Below are 17347 nucleotides of genomic sequence, written 5' to 3'. Positions count from 1 at the left end.
TACTTTAAATTAAGGAGAGAATAATTGTGGACATTTACGTAAGACCAGGGGATTCTCTTTGGCGTTTCAGTGAAGTGTTTAAAATACCTCTTCAACTAATTAAAGATTCGAACCGAAATATTAATGTTCAATTTTTAACGGTTGGACAGCGCATTCGAATTCCAGGGTTTGTTACAGTCAATTATCAAGTAAAACAAGGAGATAGTTTTTGGCAAATAGCCCAAAGCAGAAATCTGCCATTAGGAGCAATCTTGCTTGTCAACCCCGGTCTTAATCCAAATCAATTACACATTGGACAGACAATCCGCATCCCCCAACGAATTACATGGAGGCTCGTCAATGGGAAACAAAATTATACTTACACGATTATGATGAATGATATTAAAAAGCTTGTCGATGCTTATCCATTTCTACAAAGCTCTACTATTGGACATTCTGTTTTACAACATGAAATCCCAGAGCTTCTCATCGGGAACGGAACTAAGCGTGTCCATTATAACGGCTCCTTTCATGCGAACGAATGGATTACGACTTCGATTATTTTAACTTTTATTAACGACTATCTACTCTCTCTCACCAATCAAAGTACAATTCGAGGTTTATCTTCATTACCACTTTACCAGCAAACAATCCTATCTATAGTTCCGATGGTCAATCCCGATGGTGTTGATTTAGTATTACAAGGGCCACCTAATGACGAAGTATTAAGAAATAAGCTTCTTACGATGAATAACGATAGCACCGATTTCTCAGGTTGGAAGGCTAATATAAATGGTGTCGATTTGAACGATCAGTTTCCTGCAGAATGGGAACTCGAACGTGCGCGAAATCCAAAAATACCTGGGCCAAGAGATTTTGGCGGACAACGGCCTTTGTCCGAGCCTGAGGCCATTGCTATGGCTGACTTAACAAAGAAACGCGATTTTGCTAGAGTTCTTGCGTTTCATACACAAGGCAGAGTGATTTATTGGGGTTTTAAAAATCTCGAACCACCAGAGTCAGAAATTCTTGTTAATGAGTTTAGCCGCGTCAGTGGCTACGAGCCTATTCATTCAGCTGGCAGTTATGCAGGCTATAAAGATTGGTTTATTCAGGATTGGCGTAGACCTGGCTTTACAGTTGAATTAGGTAGTGGTACAAATCCACTTCCGCTTAGTCAATTCGACGACATCTATGAAGAAACATTAGGTATATTCCTTGCAGCATTGTATATGTAATAAAAACAGCCGTTCAATGCTAAATAAATAACCCCAATCCCCTTTTACTTCTGATGTAAAAGGGGATTTTTTGACCTTTAATAATTACACTTCGGTGAAAATCTGGACGTATTTGGAAAAATTACTTTGACAGGCAGAGTAATGTTTGCTAATATTACTCTAACAGATAGAGCAATAAAAATTAAGTAGGTGACTTATGGTTCGAAGTGACATCATCCGCGGACACTTGGATTCCATTATTTTAAGGTTAATTTTAGAGAAAGACCGTTATGGTTATGAAATTTCTCAGGAAATAAGTATCCGCACAAATAATCGATTTCAAATTAAAGAAGCAACTTTATACGCAGTTTTTCAACGTCTTGAGAAAAAGGAAATTATTGAAGCCTATTATGGTGATGTTTCCCACGGAGGCAAAAGAAAGTATTACCGTATTACCCCGTTAGGTAAAGCTTATTTAAATGAGCTAGTAAAAGAGTGGTCGGAAGTAAAAGAAATTATCGACTTATTTATGGAGGGCTTAGAATGAAAAAGATAAAAAATCATATTGATGAGCTTTTTAAAGACATTCCTCGTAATAAAGAAACAGAGATGGTGAAACAAGAAATTATTCAAAACCTTGAAGAAAAAGTATTTTATTTAATGGAGCAAGGGAAAGAACAAGAGGATGCCATCAACAAAGCCATCGTGGAGTTTGGGGATATCGAGGATTTAAAAAAGGAATTAGGTGTTAAGGAGCCCGAAAAGAAAAACATGTCTAAATTAAATTTAGAATTCTCTATATGGGGTAGTGGCTTAATTATTGTATTTTTTATTTTTATTAATCTTTACTATACACCCAATATAATTTGGGCAATCTATCCAATCTTCGCAATATTATGGTGGCCATTAACTATGTACTTCGTTTGGTCACGTAAGAAATGGAGGGAATAAAACATGAAGAACTTTATTAGCTTTTCGATTGTTGGTAGTTTGATGACAATGATTTTTTTAGGAATCGTCAATTTTACGACTTCACCTCAGACGATTTGGTTTATGTACCCGTGCTTTCTAATTTTACTATGGCCTATAACTTTATTTTTCATGTCTAAAAGAATGTATAAACAATATTCTCTTGTTTGCAGCGCCATGATCATTGCTTTTCTAATCATTGAAAATTATTTATACTCACCAGATTATATATGGTTCATATATGCGGTTTATCCAATTATCTGGTGGCCTATTCTAATGTATTTAGAGGAAAAAGCAAAAACATTAAAAATTGCACTAATAGGCTGTGCAAGTACCATTATTTATTACTCCTTATTAAATATTATTTTATCGCATCCATACCCTTGGGCAATCTATCCATCATTTTTAGTCATTTGGTGGCCTTTAGCTTTATATCACGCACAAAGAAAAACGTTTGTAGCCTTCTCTGTTACCGCTACAATTCTTATTAGTATCTTTTTTATTACAGTAAATATTGTTTCTTCACCAGGCGTGATATGGGCGATCTATCCAATCTTTATCGTTCTATGGTGGCCACTTAGCATGTACTTTTATGTTTATAAAAGAAAAATATACAATTCAACAACTCTCCCTAAAAGGGTCTGAAAATTCCGATTAAACTTCATGTCCACAGGGGAAAGGTCCCAGCAAGAACAGAAATCAACCACACGTTATGGTGGTAATCCACTCTTCTCGTTAATATCATTAATATAATAAACCTTTAGTACAACAGCACTCGAAGTTATCGATATAGTCATTAGCAACGATTGCTGTAGCTCACATTATTTATTTACTATATAATTTAGTTATTAAATATTTTAACGGGCTGTGATACTATGTCAAAAAAAGAACAATTGCACAATGTGGAAACGATTATGAGAGAAATGCTTGAAATACAACAGAAATCAAAAAAGTTTGTAAATCTCTTATCCGAGGGAGAAACATTGTCGCAAAACCAACTGATCCTCCTACTTCAACTAAAGAGTAATAATGGTATGAAGGCAACTGAAATTGCTGAGTTCTTTAGTGTGACACCAGGAGCCGTTACATCGATGTGCGATAAACTTGAGAAATTAGAACTTGTAGAACGGATTAGAGAACAAGAAGATCGTCGTGTTGTAAAAATGGCGTTAACTAATAGCGGTGAATTAAAGGTTCAAGATTTATTTTTAAAGTTTCCACAGGAAAAGCTGATAGACATGGCAAACATATTGCGTGAAGTTAATCAGTTAATGAATAAAATTTTTTAGGATTTCATGTTATTGAAATCCTTTTTTTATTGCCTAAAAAATCCATAAAAAACCCTCGTAGCACTTTTTTGTTCTTGACAAAACAAAGCAATATATAATTTAATTAATATATATTTTAGTAATTAAAATATATATTAATTAAATTAAAATGAGGTGGTTATCCTTGATTCAAAAACTACGTACAGTAACCCTTACTAACGGTTCTATTAAAGACTTAGTAGCAGACTGTGAGCAATTAAATATCCGTGGATCTGTTGCTTTACATCAGGAAATACGCGTAAAAAAAATCTCCACTCATGGTCATAGTTCTTTTCATTCCCTCGTTGAAGCACAGATTTTAAATAATACGGGATCATGCTCTATAAAAGATTTTTGTGAAATTAATGAGGTGAAAAGTGCGGGGAGCTTAAATATGTGCAATGGGCGAGTAACAAAATTGAATAGTTCTGGAAAGTTGGGCATTGAACAAAACTTACAAGTAGAACAGTTTCATGCAGTCGGTTTTGTTAAAGCAAATGAAATAGAGGCTAAACATTTTCACTTAAAAATGTCTGGTGGAAATAAAATTGGAAAGCTTATTGCAGATGTGATACATGTAGAAAAAGATACGTTATCTATTTCTTTTCTACAGAAAAAGTTGAATTGTACATGTATTAAAGGTGAACAAATACATCTGTCCTATACAGATGCAGAAATTGTTGACGGAGATATTGTAGCAATAGGCGATAATTGTCATATACAAACACTTTATTATACAAAAAGCTATTCGATTGCTAAAAACGCCAAGGTGCAACAAATTATACGGAGGGAAAACGAATGACATTCATAAAAATCATTCAAGGCTTTTTTTGCTCATTAGCCCTTCTCGTACTATCTATCCTCTATGCAGGGCTGGTCTTCAGTGCATTACTATCAATAGTAGCCGGCATTTTACGAACATTCGGCTTGGAACAAATACAAATGAGCATTTGGTATGGTGTAGAGCTTCCAATCGTGTTCAGCATTCCGCTAGCACTCTTGGTTTCTTTGTTGCTATTCTTTTGTTCAATGTATATCAAACGCTCTATCCAATTTTGTAATTCCAAGCTTAAATTTTAAAATTAGAAGCACACCTTTTATTTGCTAGTAAGAGGTGTGCTTCTAATCATTTATTTTGATTTATAAATATTTGTTTCATAAATTATTGCGATTTTGTCATTAATTAATGCCTATTTAAATATATTAGATAATATATTAAATATTCCTGGTACAACTTGTTATCAAAAGGATATGAGAATCGTTAAAGCATACGCTATGAAATCACTCCACGTTTTAATAGAGGCTAATTTTTCACAAAATACTCTTCCTTAAAGATGTTGAAATAAAAAAATAGAACCTTCAATCTAAAATTAAAATTGAAGGTCCTATTGTATTTTGTAGAAACAAATCATTTACATTCTTTGTTTCTACATCCTATTTTATTTTAAACGAAGCGCTTCGTCTGTTGCTTCGTTAATTTCTTTAAGAAGCTCTGGGTTTTCTGCTAATGACTTGCCGTATGATGGGATCATTTCTTTAATTTTTGATTCCCATTCGTTAACATGTTGAGGGAAGCATTTATTGATTACCTCAAGCATAACGTGAACAGCAGTAGAAGCACCTGGAGAAGCTCCAAGTAATGCAGCGATTGAGCCATCAGAAGCACTTACAACTTCTGTACCAAATTGAAGTGTTCCTTTACCACCAGCTTCAGTATCTTTAATAACTTGTACACGTTGACCAGCTACAATAATATCCCAATCATCGCTCTTAGCATTTGGGATGAAATCACGTAGCTCTTCCATACGTTGTTCTTTAGATAACATAAGTTGTTGGATTAAATATTTTGTTAAGCCCATTTCTTTAACCCCTGCCGCTAATAACGTTGTAATATTATGCGGTTTTACAGAAGCAAATAAATCCATATTTGAACCTGTTTTTAAGAACTTAGGTGAGAAACCTGCAAACGGTCCAAATAGTAATGATTTTTTGTTATCAATATAGCGTGTATCAAGATGCGGAACAGACATTGGTGGAGCACCAACTTTAGCTTTTCCGTATACTTTCGCATGATGTTGCTCAGCAACTTCTTGGTTTTTACATACTAGGAATAATCCACTGATTGGGAATCCACCGATATGTTTCCCTTCAGGAATACCTGATTTTTGTAGTAATTCTAGGCTTCCTCCACCAGCTCCAAGGAAAACAAATTTTGCTGTATGGTATTCCATTTTACAGCCTTTTTTGTCGTGCACTCGTACTTCCCATGAACCATCGCTAGTACGTTTCATGCTTTCAACACTATGGTTATAGTTGATGTCAACGTCTTTATTTTTTAGGTGGTCGAATAACATACGTGTTAATGCACCAAAGTTAACGTCTGTACCAGTATCAATTTTTGTCGCAGCAATAGCTTCATCTGCTGGACGATCTTGCATAATAAGAGGAATCCATTCCTTTAGTTTTTCTGGATCATCAGAAAATTCCATACCTTGGAATAAAGGATTTTTTGTCATCGTTTCATGACGTTTTTTTAGAAACTCTACATTGTCTTTCCCTTGTACTAAACTCATATGAGGTAAAGGCATAATAAAGTCTTGTGGATTATTGATCAGTTTATTGTTCACTAGATAAGACCAGAACTGTCTTGAAACATGGAACTGTTCATTAACGTTAATCGCTTTGCTAATATCGATTGATCCGTCTTTTTTCTCTGAAGTGTAGTTAAGCTCACAAAGTGCAGCATGTCCAGTTCCCGCATTATTTAATTCGTGAGAACTTTCTTCACCAGCTTTATCGAGCGACTCAAATACTGTAATTTTCCAATCTGGTGCTAATTCTTTGAGCATTGTCCCCAAAGTCGCACTCATGATTCCGGCACCAATTAAGATAACATCTGATTTAATTTGTCTGTTACTCATTTTTACCTTCCTTATATATTAAGATTTGCAGAAAGGATGTATAGCTCTCCTGCTTAGATATCTCAGTAAGCCATGGAGTAACCTAGGCGTACACCTTTTCTGTATCAATTATTACCTTATTGCAGTGTATCATAATTACATAAAGATTAAAATATCAACTATCTATATGAGAGTTATGTGCTTTTTTCGAGCCTTCCCCTTAATAAATCAAGAGAAAAACCTCCTATTCCACCGCAAAGAAACCCAACCTTCATGTAAGTTTTATGGAATAATTGACCTAAAATTGGCTAGCGTTTTCATATAATAATGCGGATCTTTTAATATTATATCTATATAATAACATAAAAATATGGAACCAGTCTTGTTTTTGCACCAGCTCCACTACATATAAAAATATAACGAATATTCTTAATATTTACTAGTGTTATTTCTGTTTTATTCTAACCAAAAAATCAAATCTCATCCTATTTTTCGACAGTGCTTTTTATTTTCCAGCCGTCTATTTTGAAACCACCCATCTGATGAAATACATGGTTTACTAACAGTTCATATGCCTCCACCATCTTTTGTTTGTCCACTTCTAATAATGCTTTTAAAAACATTTCTTTAAATATTGAATCAGGAAAAACATTTTTTAAATATTTTTTAATATATGTTGGCTCTATAAGATAAGAATGTACTTGGTAGTATGGAATGCTTTCTAATCTTAGAAACTGACAGTACTCAGAAAATAAATTAGCTAATGAATTAAAATATACAAAGGGGAAATCTACTCTTTGTTGTTCAAAACAATCCTTTAAATTATCTAGTGAATCCCAGAGTGAATATTTTTTTATTTCTAAAACTGTTTTATTTAGGTCTTCATAATCTTTGTTTAGCCAATGTTCCGCTTCGATTTTTAATTCATTAAGTATGCCCGTGTTATCAAATAAAATCTTTCCTGTAATAAATTGAACCATGGACATTGTTCTTTGGTTTTGAAAATCTTGTTGAAAGTATTTGCGAATTTGTTTTGGTGGATTAGCGAAATATTCTATAAGAAAACCATTCATAACCCTATTCCCTCGCTCTCGCCAATCAACATCTTCAGATAAAATAATATGTACATCTATATCAGAACGCTTTGAAGGATCTCCCGTTATATAGCTCCCACATACGAGTGCCCCTACAACATCATGTCGATTCTTCCAATCTTTTAAAAACTCTTCAAGTGCCATTTTCCACTCTTCCATAAACATCACCCTTCTTAAAAATCAGACTTTGGAATACCACAATATATTCAAGATTTTTTGAAGAAAACCTTTTATTTTTTATAAAAAAAACACAGCCTATTAGCTGTGTTAAATTATGAAATATTATCTTTTTTATGATGTTTCCTTTGTTTTCTTAATTAGATAATTGTCTAAAATGACACCCAACTAACCTTTACTTTTTTCTAGCAGCTGCTCGATTTTATGATCAACACGTAGCAAGACTTGCTTTATTTGTTTAATCTCATTTTCTCTTTGAATCATCTGTTTATACTTATTTTGAAATAATATTTTCAACTGTTGAACGTTTTGGATTTCCGCTTCTGTCAATTCATCATTTTCATCCGTATTTTGCGACCATTCAAAAAGCATTTTAATTTCTTGAAGTGAAAAACCACATTGCTTTAGTTTACGAATTGCACTAATGATTTCAATATGTTCCTCGTTATACTCACGGTGTTTGTTTTTCATTTCCGGATGTAATAAACCCATTTTTTCGTAATAACGGATCGTATCTTTACTAAGATCCGTACATGTAGCAAATTCGCCAATTTTTATGATCATCACCTACTACATTATAAATTTATAAACCAATAATAGTAGTATACAATGGAATATGAAACGAACGATATGGTGACTGTATCTTAGCTGTTTATTTGTTAATAGCCCTTCCGCAACTGTTAATACATGTAACAACACAAATTCTAAAATTAATAACATCAGTACTAGAGCTTTGTTTGGTAAAAATATTGTTACAACAATACTGATAGATATGACCACAAATAAGAATGCTCGTATTTGAAAGCCATTCTCTTTCCATTGATGCAAGCCTGCAATCCCTGTTAATAATGCGTATACCCCTATCAATACATAAACAATAACATCCATTTACATCACCCCAACCTTTTATTACTTTCACTTTAAAAGATGGAGTTAACTCCATGTCAACAGATTCAAATCAGAAGAGCAGTCATCATTCTTCTAGAGCTAAATTACTAATTAAGTCATAAACCCAATTTCAACTATGAATAGCTCAGTCTCTTTCTCCTAATCCTACTTATTTAAAAATATCAGCTAAATAGTTTTGAATAGATCCTGGTAATAGTTGAAAGAATAATCCTTCATATTTGATATCGAGTATACCAGCAATAAAAATAATAATAATGATGAATAGTAAAAGGGGCTTCTTATTTTTAGAAATCCACTTCAATAATCTCCCCTCCTCTGAATTTATAGTTTGCAAATTAAGTATATATTGATTCATGTAATATAGAAACCTAACCTTTTGATCATAAAATCATTCTGTCACCCAAATTGGGAATGTTACATAAATTAAAATGACGCTGCTTATTATAAAGTTGGTTTTCTTTTAGCTTGTTTCACCAATTTTTGATTTTAATACAGAAAGGAATAGCAATGGTAAACTTTAAATCATTTCGTGGGGTCGTTACTCAGATTGATGATTTTCCGATCGGGCAAAATGGGGAAAAGGAAGGCTGTTATAAGCTTATGACGGTAGAAGATAGTACTCAGGGCATTATCAATTTTGTCGTCTCACCTTCTACTTATTTTGTAAACCAAGAAATTGTAACAATTGGTGATTTGATTACTGGATATTATGATGGGAGTGCACCTGTTCCTTTGATATATCCACCTCAATATCGAGCCCTCGTCATCGTAAAGGAAAATAACTTTCAAAATGTCAAAGTCGACTTTTTTAATAATCAATTAGTGAGTAGTGATGGTCAATTACAACTAAATCTTTCTGCTTATACACTTATCTTGCTTAAGAATGGGCAACCTTTTTCAAAAAGCCCGGCAAATCGAAACTTAATTGTGATTTACGGTCCTACTACAAGGAGTATTCCTGCACAAACAACACCGTATACAGTAATTGTTTGGTGTTAAGAATAAGTTCGTCATCATAAGGGTTGATTTCCGTTCCTGGGGGCGTCCGAATTTGCGAGGCTCGCTCCAGGGGTCTCGGGCCAACACGAGGTTGGTCACGAAGGAGTTATTACAGGATGTGATGGTTTTAGCCTTCGTTCATCTATATCGCTAATCCCCATGGAGTCGCCAGCTCCACTCCAATCAACTTATATGGCATACGTTTTTACTTGTAATGATACAAAAACTAAATTAAATGTAAAAAAACACTGAAAATATTTCCCAGGAAAGGTGTCAGTCACTACAATTTTTTGGAGAGCATGTATTCCAATTCGTCGGATCACAGCCCAGGATCCATCGGAAAAGAAAACGTTATGTTTCCTCTTCTATGCAACATAGCGCTATAATCGACTAAAAGTAAAGTTACTACAAGCAAAAGGAATACAATTAAGCGGCTCAAGTCCTTTTAGGCTAAGCCGCTTAATTGTATTTTTTTTATATCTTCTGTCTACTGCTTGCCTTGCATTTCGTGTAATTGCTGCTTGATTTGCTCTAAGTATTCTTTATTTTGCTGAACTGTATCCAAATGCTCACCAAATTGCTGTGCATTCATGAATGCATTTTCTGCATGTTCGATTTGATTGAAAGCATGCTCAATCGCTATTTCCTCCGGATGTGACTTTGCATGCTTCAACAAACGCTCTGCCTTTTGGACAGAGTTCCCAAACAAAGTGCTTGGATGATCTTGTTTCCAGCTCATATCTGAGTGCTTAGCCAATTTTTCATCTTCCCTTCTTGCCAATTTAATATAAATAATTTAGATATAGTATTGGAAAATGTGCAGAAAATATGTACGGAAAAGCTAATGAATACTCCCCCATTTATTAGCGTACTTTTAAATTAAAAATCACAATAAACATTTAATTTTTATACTTCAGCACGGTCAGATTTTTCTATAAATACTTTATCCATTGCAGTTGATTTTGGATAAGATATACTAAATTTAATAGTATTTTCTTAAGATAAATCCATATTTGAAAGAGGATAATGTCATTGGAAATGAAGAGTATTCAAAGCGTCGGACAAATCGGAATCCCAGTTAAAGAGTTAGATCGAGCCATACATTTTTATAAAGAAAAACTAGGGCTTTCACTTTTATTTAATACTGACAGCATGGCATTCTTTGATTGTAATGGATTACGTCTTTTGTTAACCTTGCCAGAAAAAGACGAATTTATTTATTCAAGTTCAATTATTTATTTTCAAGTTGAAAATTTGAGCATGACATATGAGGATTTAGTAAATAAAAATGTTACGTTTATCGATGAACCACATGTTGTAGCAAAAATGGGACAAACAGAAACATGGATGGTATTTTTTAAAGATACAGAAGATAATACTCATGCATTCATGAGTGAAGTGCAAGTTTAAGAAGAAAGGTGACCGTCAAATATACGCGCTCTCCTTTAATAATCCTTTTAATACGCAAGTGTAAATTGCACTTTTTCCGATACGGTACTTCAAGTAACAATTCCTCTATCGTGTATCCATTACATCTGCCAATCACCTTGACATATGATACGATTCTCCATGACTAGTTTTGATGTACAGTACTATTCCTGTCATTATACAAATTATAATCAAGCTCACCTATCATTTAGGTTGAAATCATCAAGGAGAACCAACATGAACAACAATAAGGACAACACAGAAATCATCTTACTTTCTGATCCATCCGAGTGCTTGATGCATCCGTTTTATAATAAACAAATCGTTTTTACAGGGACCCTTTCCACGATGACACGTTCAGAAGCTGCGAAAAGAGTACGATCTTGTGGAGGGATTATGCAAGGGACTGTGACACAAGATACAGACTTCGTTATTCTCGGGGACAAACGTCGCGGTATAAGTACGAAACAATTAAAAGCGGAGAAATTAATTAGCCTCGGTCAAGATCTTCAAATTATTATTGAAGATGATTTTATGTGGCTCATTTCAATGCAAAAAAAAGAGCTACCTCCAATTTAAACCCATTCTTTATTCCATCTCATCTTAGAAGGTATGCAAAACAACTATGTTTACATACCTTTTCACCTATTTTATTACTTCAAACTAAAGATCATAAATTCTAAAATGATTTTACTTTGAAAGCTCATAATTCCATTAAAAACTAGAACAGTTCACTAGACGAAGTTTAAAAAATAACACAGCTTAGTTTACTACACAATCCAACTCTAATATAGAACATATCTTATAGTATCCTAGCAAAAGGAGGTGATTAAATGGTACAAATTCTTGATTACCAAGCAACTGAACCTCTAAATACGTTTAACCCAGAAACTGCTTTTCCAATCCCGCAGGCACCATTTAAAATTCTTTTAGCTTCGATTCAAATAAACATTCCAGGCACCGCTTCAAGAAACAATAATGTTGAACTGCTTGCAAGCATCGGCGTGGCAGGAGTTACTGATATTTCCCAAATTGTATTTAGAGTCTTCCGTAACGGGAAAGAGATCTATAATACGCAAGATGGAGTAGAATCAGCTGATTCAGAACAAAATTACATCTTTACCTTCCAAGCTATTGATTCCAATTTAATAGCTGGCGCTAACTTCTATCAAGTTTTTGCTGAGAATATTACACCCAACGCACAAGCAAACATTGTTGGACCGATTTCTTTTAGTGGCCTAGCTATAAAAAGTTAACGATAATAGTTCTTACTATGCCTCTTGATTATGTTTATGCCCCATGCAAATTTAAGGCATACATGATCAATTTTTTTAGAGTGTTCATAGAGTGAGACGAATGCTTTAAGGCATATTAATTAAAAAAATAAGCTGTACAGAAGTTATTAAAATTTAACTTTCTATACAGCTTATTTTTTCGTTTATATTATACTTTCCTAGTATATAAGATCTTTATCTCTAGCGAAAATCACTATTCAATATTAGAAAATGTTACTACCCTCATTTATTAAAACTGACATTATTTAATTTGTATAAATGAAAACCACCAAAACGCTGACACTCCAACGTTTTAGGTGGTTCTTTTCATAAACCGCACTTACTTATGATACGGTTCTCCGTAACTAATGTAAGTGCGGTTTTAACCAGTAACCTACTTTACACGGAAACGGTCAACACTCTGTTTCAATTCATCCGCCAGCCCATAAAGCATAGCTGCAAAACTGGCTACCTCTTGCATGGCTGCAAGTTGTTCTTCTGATGAGGCGGCGACGTGAGCGGAGTCGGCTGAAGATGAATTTGCGATACCCTCCAGCACTGTTAGTGAAGCCGCAACTAACTCACTTCCTGATAACAGTTGTTCCGAAGCTGCAGATACTTCATCAATCTGATCAGACACTTTCTGAATCGACTCCACGATCGAACTAAATGTTTGCCCTGCCTTATTCGCAATGTGTGTACCTGCCTGGGCTTCTGTCATTGATTTATCCAAAGAAACCACTGTTTTACTCGTGTGATCGCTGATACCTTGGAGTATGTCAGTTATTTTCTCCGAAGAGGTTTTAGACCGTTCAGCGAGTATACGAATTTCTTGAGCCACAACGGCAAAACCTTTACCATGCTCACCTGCACGCGATGCCTCAATCGATGCGTTAAGTGCAAGCAAATTGGTCTGATTAGCAATGCTACCTATTAATGTAACCATTTCACTAACTTGATCGCTTAATTTCTTCAGTCCATGGATTGCTTCGACCGATGTTTTCAAGTTTTGTTCAATTGTGCTCATTTGAGCAACTGTTGTTTCTATATCCTTCATTCCTGCATTTGCGCTATCTGCTGTAACCGAAGCCAATTCTGAGACGACAGAGGATGCATCTACGATTCTATGAATACCCACTCCCATTTCCTTCATTGATTGTTGACACTCATTAGTATGACGAAGTTGTTCATCGAGACCAACAGCAATGTTTTGAATGGCACCTGTGATTTCTTGCGTAGCTGCTTCGGTCTGGGCAGCGCTTTCTTGTAATTGAGAAGAAGATACTGCAACTTCATTCGAAGAATTTTGTATGTTATGGGTCAATATCCTAAGTCCGCTAATCATCTGATTAACTGAACTTGCAGCCTTACCAATCTCATTATGGTTCAGTACAGGAATTTCAACGGTTAAATCGCCTTTCGATGCATGTTCAGACACTTCAGCTAAACGTGCAAGCGGACGCAACATTTTACGAAGAATGAATACAACCAACGCGATTAACATAAGTACAAAAAAAATACCAACCGTGATATTCGTCCATAGAATTCGTTGGAGTTCCTTTTTAACAATCCCATAATCGAAATCGACACCGAGCAACGCAACTGGTTTCCCGCTTCCGTCATTAATCGGCGCTAAATACGAGATGAAAGTTCCACCTTCATCAGTGTAAACATCAGTTAAGGTGCTACCGTTTCTCATTGTATCTTCGTAACTTTTAAGAAATTCCGAATCTAATTCATATAACGTACCTAACTCTTCAGCATATTCAACTGGATCCCGACCATATTCTGAGTTATATAAGTATTCTTTGCCATCCTTCTTGATAATGTCCGGTGTTAATAAATAGACATCCACTACCATATGATTGGATTTCATAGAATTCAAAATATTGGGGAGTTCCTCGAATGGTTTTCCCTCCAATGGTTGATGCTCAAGAATTGTCTTCGTTGCTTCGGCAACAAGAGGTTCATTTTGTTGAGTTATGGATTTAAATACTTTTCCATATTCATCAAATTGGCGAAAGTACGCCCCACGTTGTTCGCGGATGGACAGGGAAATCATTAATCCGATAACGATAATTATGAGAGCGGAGAGAAATAACGAGCTCGTAAATACTAAACTTCTAGAATTCGCTTTTTTAGAGCGCTTAGTTGTCCTCCTGGTATTTAATATTTTTTTTCTTCCAATCAAGGGAAAACCCATTTTCATTACACCTTCTATTTAACTTTGATTATTAATTACTTCTTTTGAATCTAAATTATGATATTTCCTTACAATGTCCTCAATACCCATCTTATCGTCATTCATAGTCACTTTTTAAATTATTTGTATACTACTCCTTCAGTTTGGTCATAAGTAAAAGCGAGAGCTGTTGGTACAACCAGCGTAGCTGCTGCATATCCTAGAGATTTATCATCAATTAAATTATATTTACCTAATTTAAGAGTAAGTAAAAATCAGTCCGTTTTTCCGAAATAATAGGTCCTCCAAAACACTATATAGTTCCCACATTATCAGTGGTTTTTGTTGGATTAATTTTAGAATCGTGGAAATATCGTGATTGGAAAAAAGAAAATCATCTATAAAATAAAAAACTATCTAGAACGTTGATATGTCAACGTTCTAGATAGCTTTTTTTATAACCGCACTTATTTATGATACGGTTCGCCCTTCATAATTCTAAAACTTCTATAAATCTGCTCCACCAAAACAAGCTTCATTAGCTGATGCGGTAATGTCATTTTTCCAAAGGATTGTTTCTCATCAGCACGTTTCAACACATCGTCGTGTAAACCAAGGGAGCCACCGATGACGAATGCGATTTTACTTTTGCCGTAGGTCATAAGGGATTCAAGATCTGCCGCCATTTGTTCAGAGGTTTTCATTTTGCCATTAATGGCTAAGGCGATAACGTATGTATCTGGGTTGATTTTAGATAGAATACGTTCACCCTCTTTTTTCTTTACAATTTCCATCTCTGCTTCGCTTAGCTGCTCGGGCGCTTTTTCATCTGGTACTTCGATTAAATCCATTTTTGCGTAGCCACCGAGGCGTTTTACGTATTCATCTATTCCCATTTTTAAATACTTTTCTTTTAGTTTTCCGACTGATACAATCGTTATATTCACACGTTATCCACCTTTACATTTCATTTACAAACAAATTATCCACAAAAGTTATCAACATATCCACAAGTGATTCCTATATCTTGTGTAAAGTTATTTACTTGATACAAGATATTCTGCAGGTCGTTCACAGTAGCTACATTTTGTGGATAACTTTTCATCCTCTTCGATTTTATCCATAATTGGGAACTCTTTTTGCTCAGCCACAAACATGTCTAAAGCGTGTTCTATATGGTTTTCACAGCTGTATTTTTCCATTTTTGCACCTCTTCTTATTTTCCGAAATTTCCACAAACTTATTCACAATTCAGTCTATGTTATCCACAATCCATTGTAACAAAGGTCAGGCGAGTATGGAAGAATAGGCTTTCTACCGCAACTCGCACTGTATATGTTATTATTCACAATTTTCTAGTTATCCACAATATTTTCTAAATCATTTATTCAGTGAACGTTGCGGCGAGGTGAATTTCAACTCAGAGGTTACTCGTTCTCACTACTCACCAAGCTTAAGCAAAAGTTTTGCTGAAGAGCTATACTTTAATATGACACCTTACTATCATTGATTCAACAAACAAAAAATCAGTGGGGACCCTAACATCCCCACTGATTTTTAATTTACAAAGAATCGCTATTTGTTAATGTTAGTGATAGATCCACTAATTTACCTTGGCGGTATACTTTTATTGTTAATTTATCACCAATTTTTTTGTGGTTATATAAATGTTTGCGTAAATCAATTGCTGTTTCGATTTTTTGGCCATCCATTTCAACAATAACATCGTATTGTTTAACGCCTGCTTTTGAAGCTGGAGAGTTCGATACAACATCTGTAATAACAACACCTGTTGTTACGTCTCTTGGTAATTTTAACGTTTCTTGTTGGTAGAATGACGGAACATCCGTTAAGTCTACTAATGAAATACCCATTGTTGGACGCTTCATTTCACCATTTTTCTCTAATTCCTCAATAATTGGAATTGCTGAGTTAATCGGAATTGAGAAGCCTAAACCCTCAACAGAGGATTTTGCAATTTTCATGGAGTTAATGCCGACTAATTCACCAGCAAGGTTTACAAGTGCACCCCCACTATTACCAGGATTGATAGCTGCGTCTGTTTGTAATACTTCTTGCTGCCAATCTATAGTACCATCACCGTTTATGTCAACTGGTACAGAACGATCCTTACCAGAAACAACACCTGTAGTAACAGAGCCATAGAATTCTAAGCCAAGTGGATTACCAATTGCAATTACTGTTTCACCTTGTTTTAATACATCTGAGTTACCAAATGTCGCTACTGTCTTAACATCTTTAGAGCTAATTGAAATGACCGCTAAGTCTGTCCAAACATCGTGACCAACTATTTGTGCTACTTCTTTCGTTCCATCAGGCATTGTAACTTCTAACTGCTTTGCATCTTGAATAACATGGTTATTTGTCACGATAAACGCTTTATCACCTGCAACTTTGTAAATAACACCTGAACCGCTTCCCGCAGGCTGTTCTGATGAGGATCGTGGACTCCAGAATCCGCCAGTTGTCACTTCTTGAATATTTGTAATCCCTACAACAGCCCCTGAAGCCTTATCTACTGCTTTTGTAACGTCAGTTGTCACTTCTGTTGCAACCTGATTAATGGTTGTTTCATTTTTATTACTTGCGCTACTTGTTGTTGTACCTGGCATTTGATTGACCAGTCCAGGCATCATGAGCCAAACGAGTAAAGCGCCTATGATAACGCCGATAAAACCGGTAAATAAATAACCACCTTTACCTCCGCCACCGCCTTTCTTTTTATAACGCTTCTCTTGCGTTTCTCGCTCCTCTTGTTCGAGTCGCTCCTGAAGAGGTGACTTCTGTATTTCATCATTTTTTAATAAATCATTATTTTTATCATCATCTTGAAAATAGCCCATTTACCTCATCCTTTCGTTTATTAAGTATTTGCTAGTTGTTACCCTAAT

Annotated in this window: 21 protein-coding genes; 11 read left to right on the top strand and 10 right to left on the bottom strand. The window is 35.0% G+C overall.

What is annotated here, in order from left to right; genetic code table 11:
- The first annotated feature begins 26 nt into the window (after nt 1-26).
- The 7 genes from PVA17_RS00975 to PVA17_RS00945 all read left to right on the top strand — a co-directional run bounded on the left by PVA17_RS00975 (nt 27) and on the right by PVA17_RS00945 (nt 4552).
- Nucleotides 27-1217, top strand: coding sequence for a M14 family metallopeptidase (locus PVA17_RS00975; protein WP_274066648.1), 1191 nt, complete (start codon nt 27-29; stop codon nt 1215-1217).
- A gap of 196 nt (nt 1218-1413) precedes the next feature.
- Entirely contained in the window at nt 1414-1743 is a 330-nt protein-coding gene (locus PVA17_RS00970) for a PadR family transcriptional regulator (RefSeq protein WP_053482886.1), read from the top strand.
- On the top strand, nt 1740-2147 hold the full coding sequence (locus PVA17_RS00965; protein WP_132362567.1) for a permease prefix domain 1-containing protein: 408 nt from the start codon (nt 1740-1742) through the stop codon (nt 2145-2147). Before PVA17_RS00970 ends, PVA17_RS00965 begins: the two co-directional genes overlap by 4 nt.
- Nucleotides 2148-2150: 3 nt before the next feature.
- Nucleotides 2151-2810 (top strand): hypothetical protein, encoded by a 660-nt coding sequence (locus PVA17_RS00960; RefSeq protein WP_274066647.1) that lies wholly within the window; start codon nt 2151-2153, stop codon nt 2808-2810.
- Between the two features lie 230 nt (nt 2811-3040).
- Nucleotides 3041-3454 carry a MarR family winged helix-turn-helix transcriptional regulator gene (locus tag PVA17_RS00955; protein ID WP_248717535.1) on the top strand — a complete coding sequence of 138 codons (414 nt, stop codon included), beginning with the start codon at nt 3041-3043 and terminating at the stop codon, nt 3452-3454.
- 163 nt (nt 3455-3617) lie between these two features.
- A complete protein-coding gene (locus tag PVA17_RS00950) occupies nt 3618-4274 on the top strand; it encodes a hypothetical protein (protein ID WP_274066646.1) in 657 nt (218 codons plus the stop codon).
- Nucleotides 4271-4552 (top strand): hypothetical protein, encoded by a 282-nt coding sequence (locus PVA17_RS00945; RefSeq protein ID WP_274066645.1) that lies wholly within the window; start codon nt 4271-4273, stop codon nt 4550-4552. The genes PVA17_RS00950 and PVA17_RS00945 overlap by 4 nt, the downstream gene beginning before the upstream one ends.
- Nucleotides 4553-4911: 359 nt before the next feature.
- On the opposite strand, the gene PVA17_RS00940 is transcribed toward PVA17_RS00945, so the two are convergent.
- The 5 genes from PVA17_RS00940 to PVA17_RS00920 form a co-directional block, all read right to left on the bottom strand.
- Nucleotides 4912-6393 (bottom strand): malate:quinone oxidoreductase, encoded by a 1482-nt coding sequence (locus tag PVA17_RS00940; protein WP_132362557.1) that lies wholly within the window; start codon nt 6391-6393, stop codon nt 4912-4914.
- Between the two features lie 464 nt (nt 6394-6857).
- Nucleotides 6858-7625, bottom strand: coding sequence for a nucleotidyltransferase domain-containing protein (locus tag PVA17_RS00935; RefSeq protein WP_274066644.1), 768 nt, complete (start codon nt 7623-7625; stop codon nt 6858-6860).
- 186 nt (nt 7626-7811) lie between these two features.
- Nucleotides 7812-8207 carry a MerR family transcriptional regulator gene (locus PVA17_RS00930; RefSeq protein ID WP_274066643.1) on the bottom strand — a complete coding sequence of 132 codons (396 nt, stop codon included), beginning with the start codon at nt 8205-8207 and terminating at the stop codon, nt 7812-7814.
- Nucleotides 8208-8213: 6 nt separating this feature from the next.
- The gene (locus PVA17_RS00925) at nt 8214-8531 is read right to left on the bottom strand and encodes a hypothetical protein (RefSeq protein ID WP_274066642.1); all 318 of its coding nucleotides are present in this window, start codon (nt 8529-8531) and stop codon (nt 8214-8216) included.
- 169 nt (nt 8532-8700) lie between these two features.
- The gene (locus PVA17_RS00920; protein ID WP_274066641.1) at nt 8701-8853 is read right to left on the bottom strand and encodes a hypothetical protein; all 153 of its coding nucleotides are present in this window, start codon (nt 8851-8853) and stop codon (nt 8701-8703) included.
- A gap of 206 nt (nt 8854-9059) precedes the next feature.
- Between PVA17_RS00920 and PVA17_RS00915 the strand changes: the two genes are divergently transcribed.
- Complete coding sequence (locus PVA17_RS00915; RefSeq protein WP_274066640.1) at nt 9060-9551, top strand: hypothetical protein; 492 nt, start codon at nt 9060-9062, stop codon at nt 9549-9551.
- 487 nt (nt 9552-10038) lie between these two features.
- Here the strand turns inward: PVA17_RS00915 and PVA17_RS00910 are convergent, their stop codons facing one another.
- Nucleotides 10039-10308, bottom strand: a complete 270-nt coding sequence (locus PVA17_RS00910; RefSeq protein ID WP_132362547.1) for a hypothetical protein — start codon at nt 10306-10308, stop codon at nt 10039-10041.
- A 281-nt stretch (nt 10309-10589) separates the two neighbouring features.
- Between PVA17_RS00910 and PVA17_RS00905 the strand changes: the two genes are divergently transcribed.
- From PVA17_RS00905 to PVA17_RS00895, 3 genes are all read left to right on the top strand, one after another.
- Nucleotides 10590-10961: a VOC family protein gene (locus PVA17_RS00905; protein WP_483307995.1), complete on the top strand. Its 372-nt coding sequence runs from the start codon at nt 10590-10592 to the stop codon at nt 10959-10961.
- Nucleotides 10962-11216: 255 nt separating this feature from the next.
- On the top strand, nt 11217-11558 hold the full coding sequence (locus tag PVA17_RS00900; RefSeq protein WP_274066638.1) for a BRCT domain-containing protein: 342 nt from the start codon (nt 11217-11219) through the stop codon (nt 11556-11558).
- A gap of 254 nt (nt 11559-11812) precedes the next feature.
- Nucleotides 11813-12235 (top strand): exosporium protein C, encoded by a 423-nt coding sequence (locus PVA17_RS00895; protein ID WP_274066637.1) that lies wholly within the window; start codon nt 11813-11815, stop codon nt 12233-12235.
- Nucleotides 12236-12647: 412 nt separating this feature from the next.
- Here PVA17_RS00895 and PVA17_RS00890 read toward each other — a convergent pair whose 3' ends face one another.
- From PVA17_RS00890 to PVA17_RS00875, 4 genes are all read right to left on the bottom strand, one after another.
- Nucleotides 12648-14462, bottom strand: a complete 1815-nt coding sequence (locus tag PVA17_RS00890; RefSeq protein WP_274066636.1) for a methyl-accepting chemotaxis protein — start codon at nt 14460-14462, stop codon at nt 12648-12650.
- Nucleotides 14463-14902: 440 nt separating this feature from the next.
- A complete protein-coding gene (gene rlmH / locus PVA17_RS00885) occupies nt 14903-15382 on the bottom strand; it encodes a 23S rRNA (pseudouridine(1915)-N(3))-methyltransferase RlmH (RefSeq protein ID WP_274066635.1) in 480 nt (159 codons plus the stop codon).
- Nucleotides 15383-15472: 90 nt separating this feature from the next.
- A complete protein-coding gene (locus tag PVA17_RS00880) occupies nt 15473-15637 on the bottom strand; it encodes a CxxH/CxxC protein (protein WP_132362535.1) in 165 nt (54 codons plus the stop codon).
- A gap of 360 nt (nt 15638-15997) precedes the next feature.
- Nucleotides 15998-17299 (bottom strand): S1C family serine protease, encoded by a 1302-nt coding sequence (locus PVA17_RS00875; RefSeq protein WP_274066634.1) that lies wholly within the window; start codon nt 17297-17299, stop codon nt 15998-16000.
- Nucleotides 17300-17347 lie beyond the last annotated feature (48 nt).

Origin of the sequence: Lysinibacillus sp. CNPSo 3705 (assembly GCF_028674935.1) — a bacterium.
Taxonomy (GTDB): Bacteria; Bacillota; Bacilli; order Bacillales_A; family Planococcaceae; genus Lysinibacillus.
This window is presented reverse-complemented; position numbering and strand designations above follow the sequence as displayed.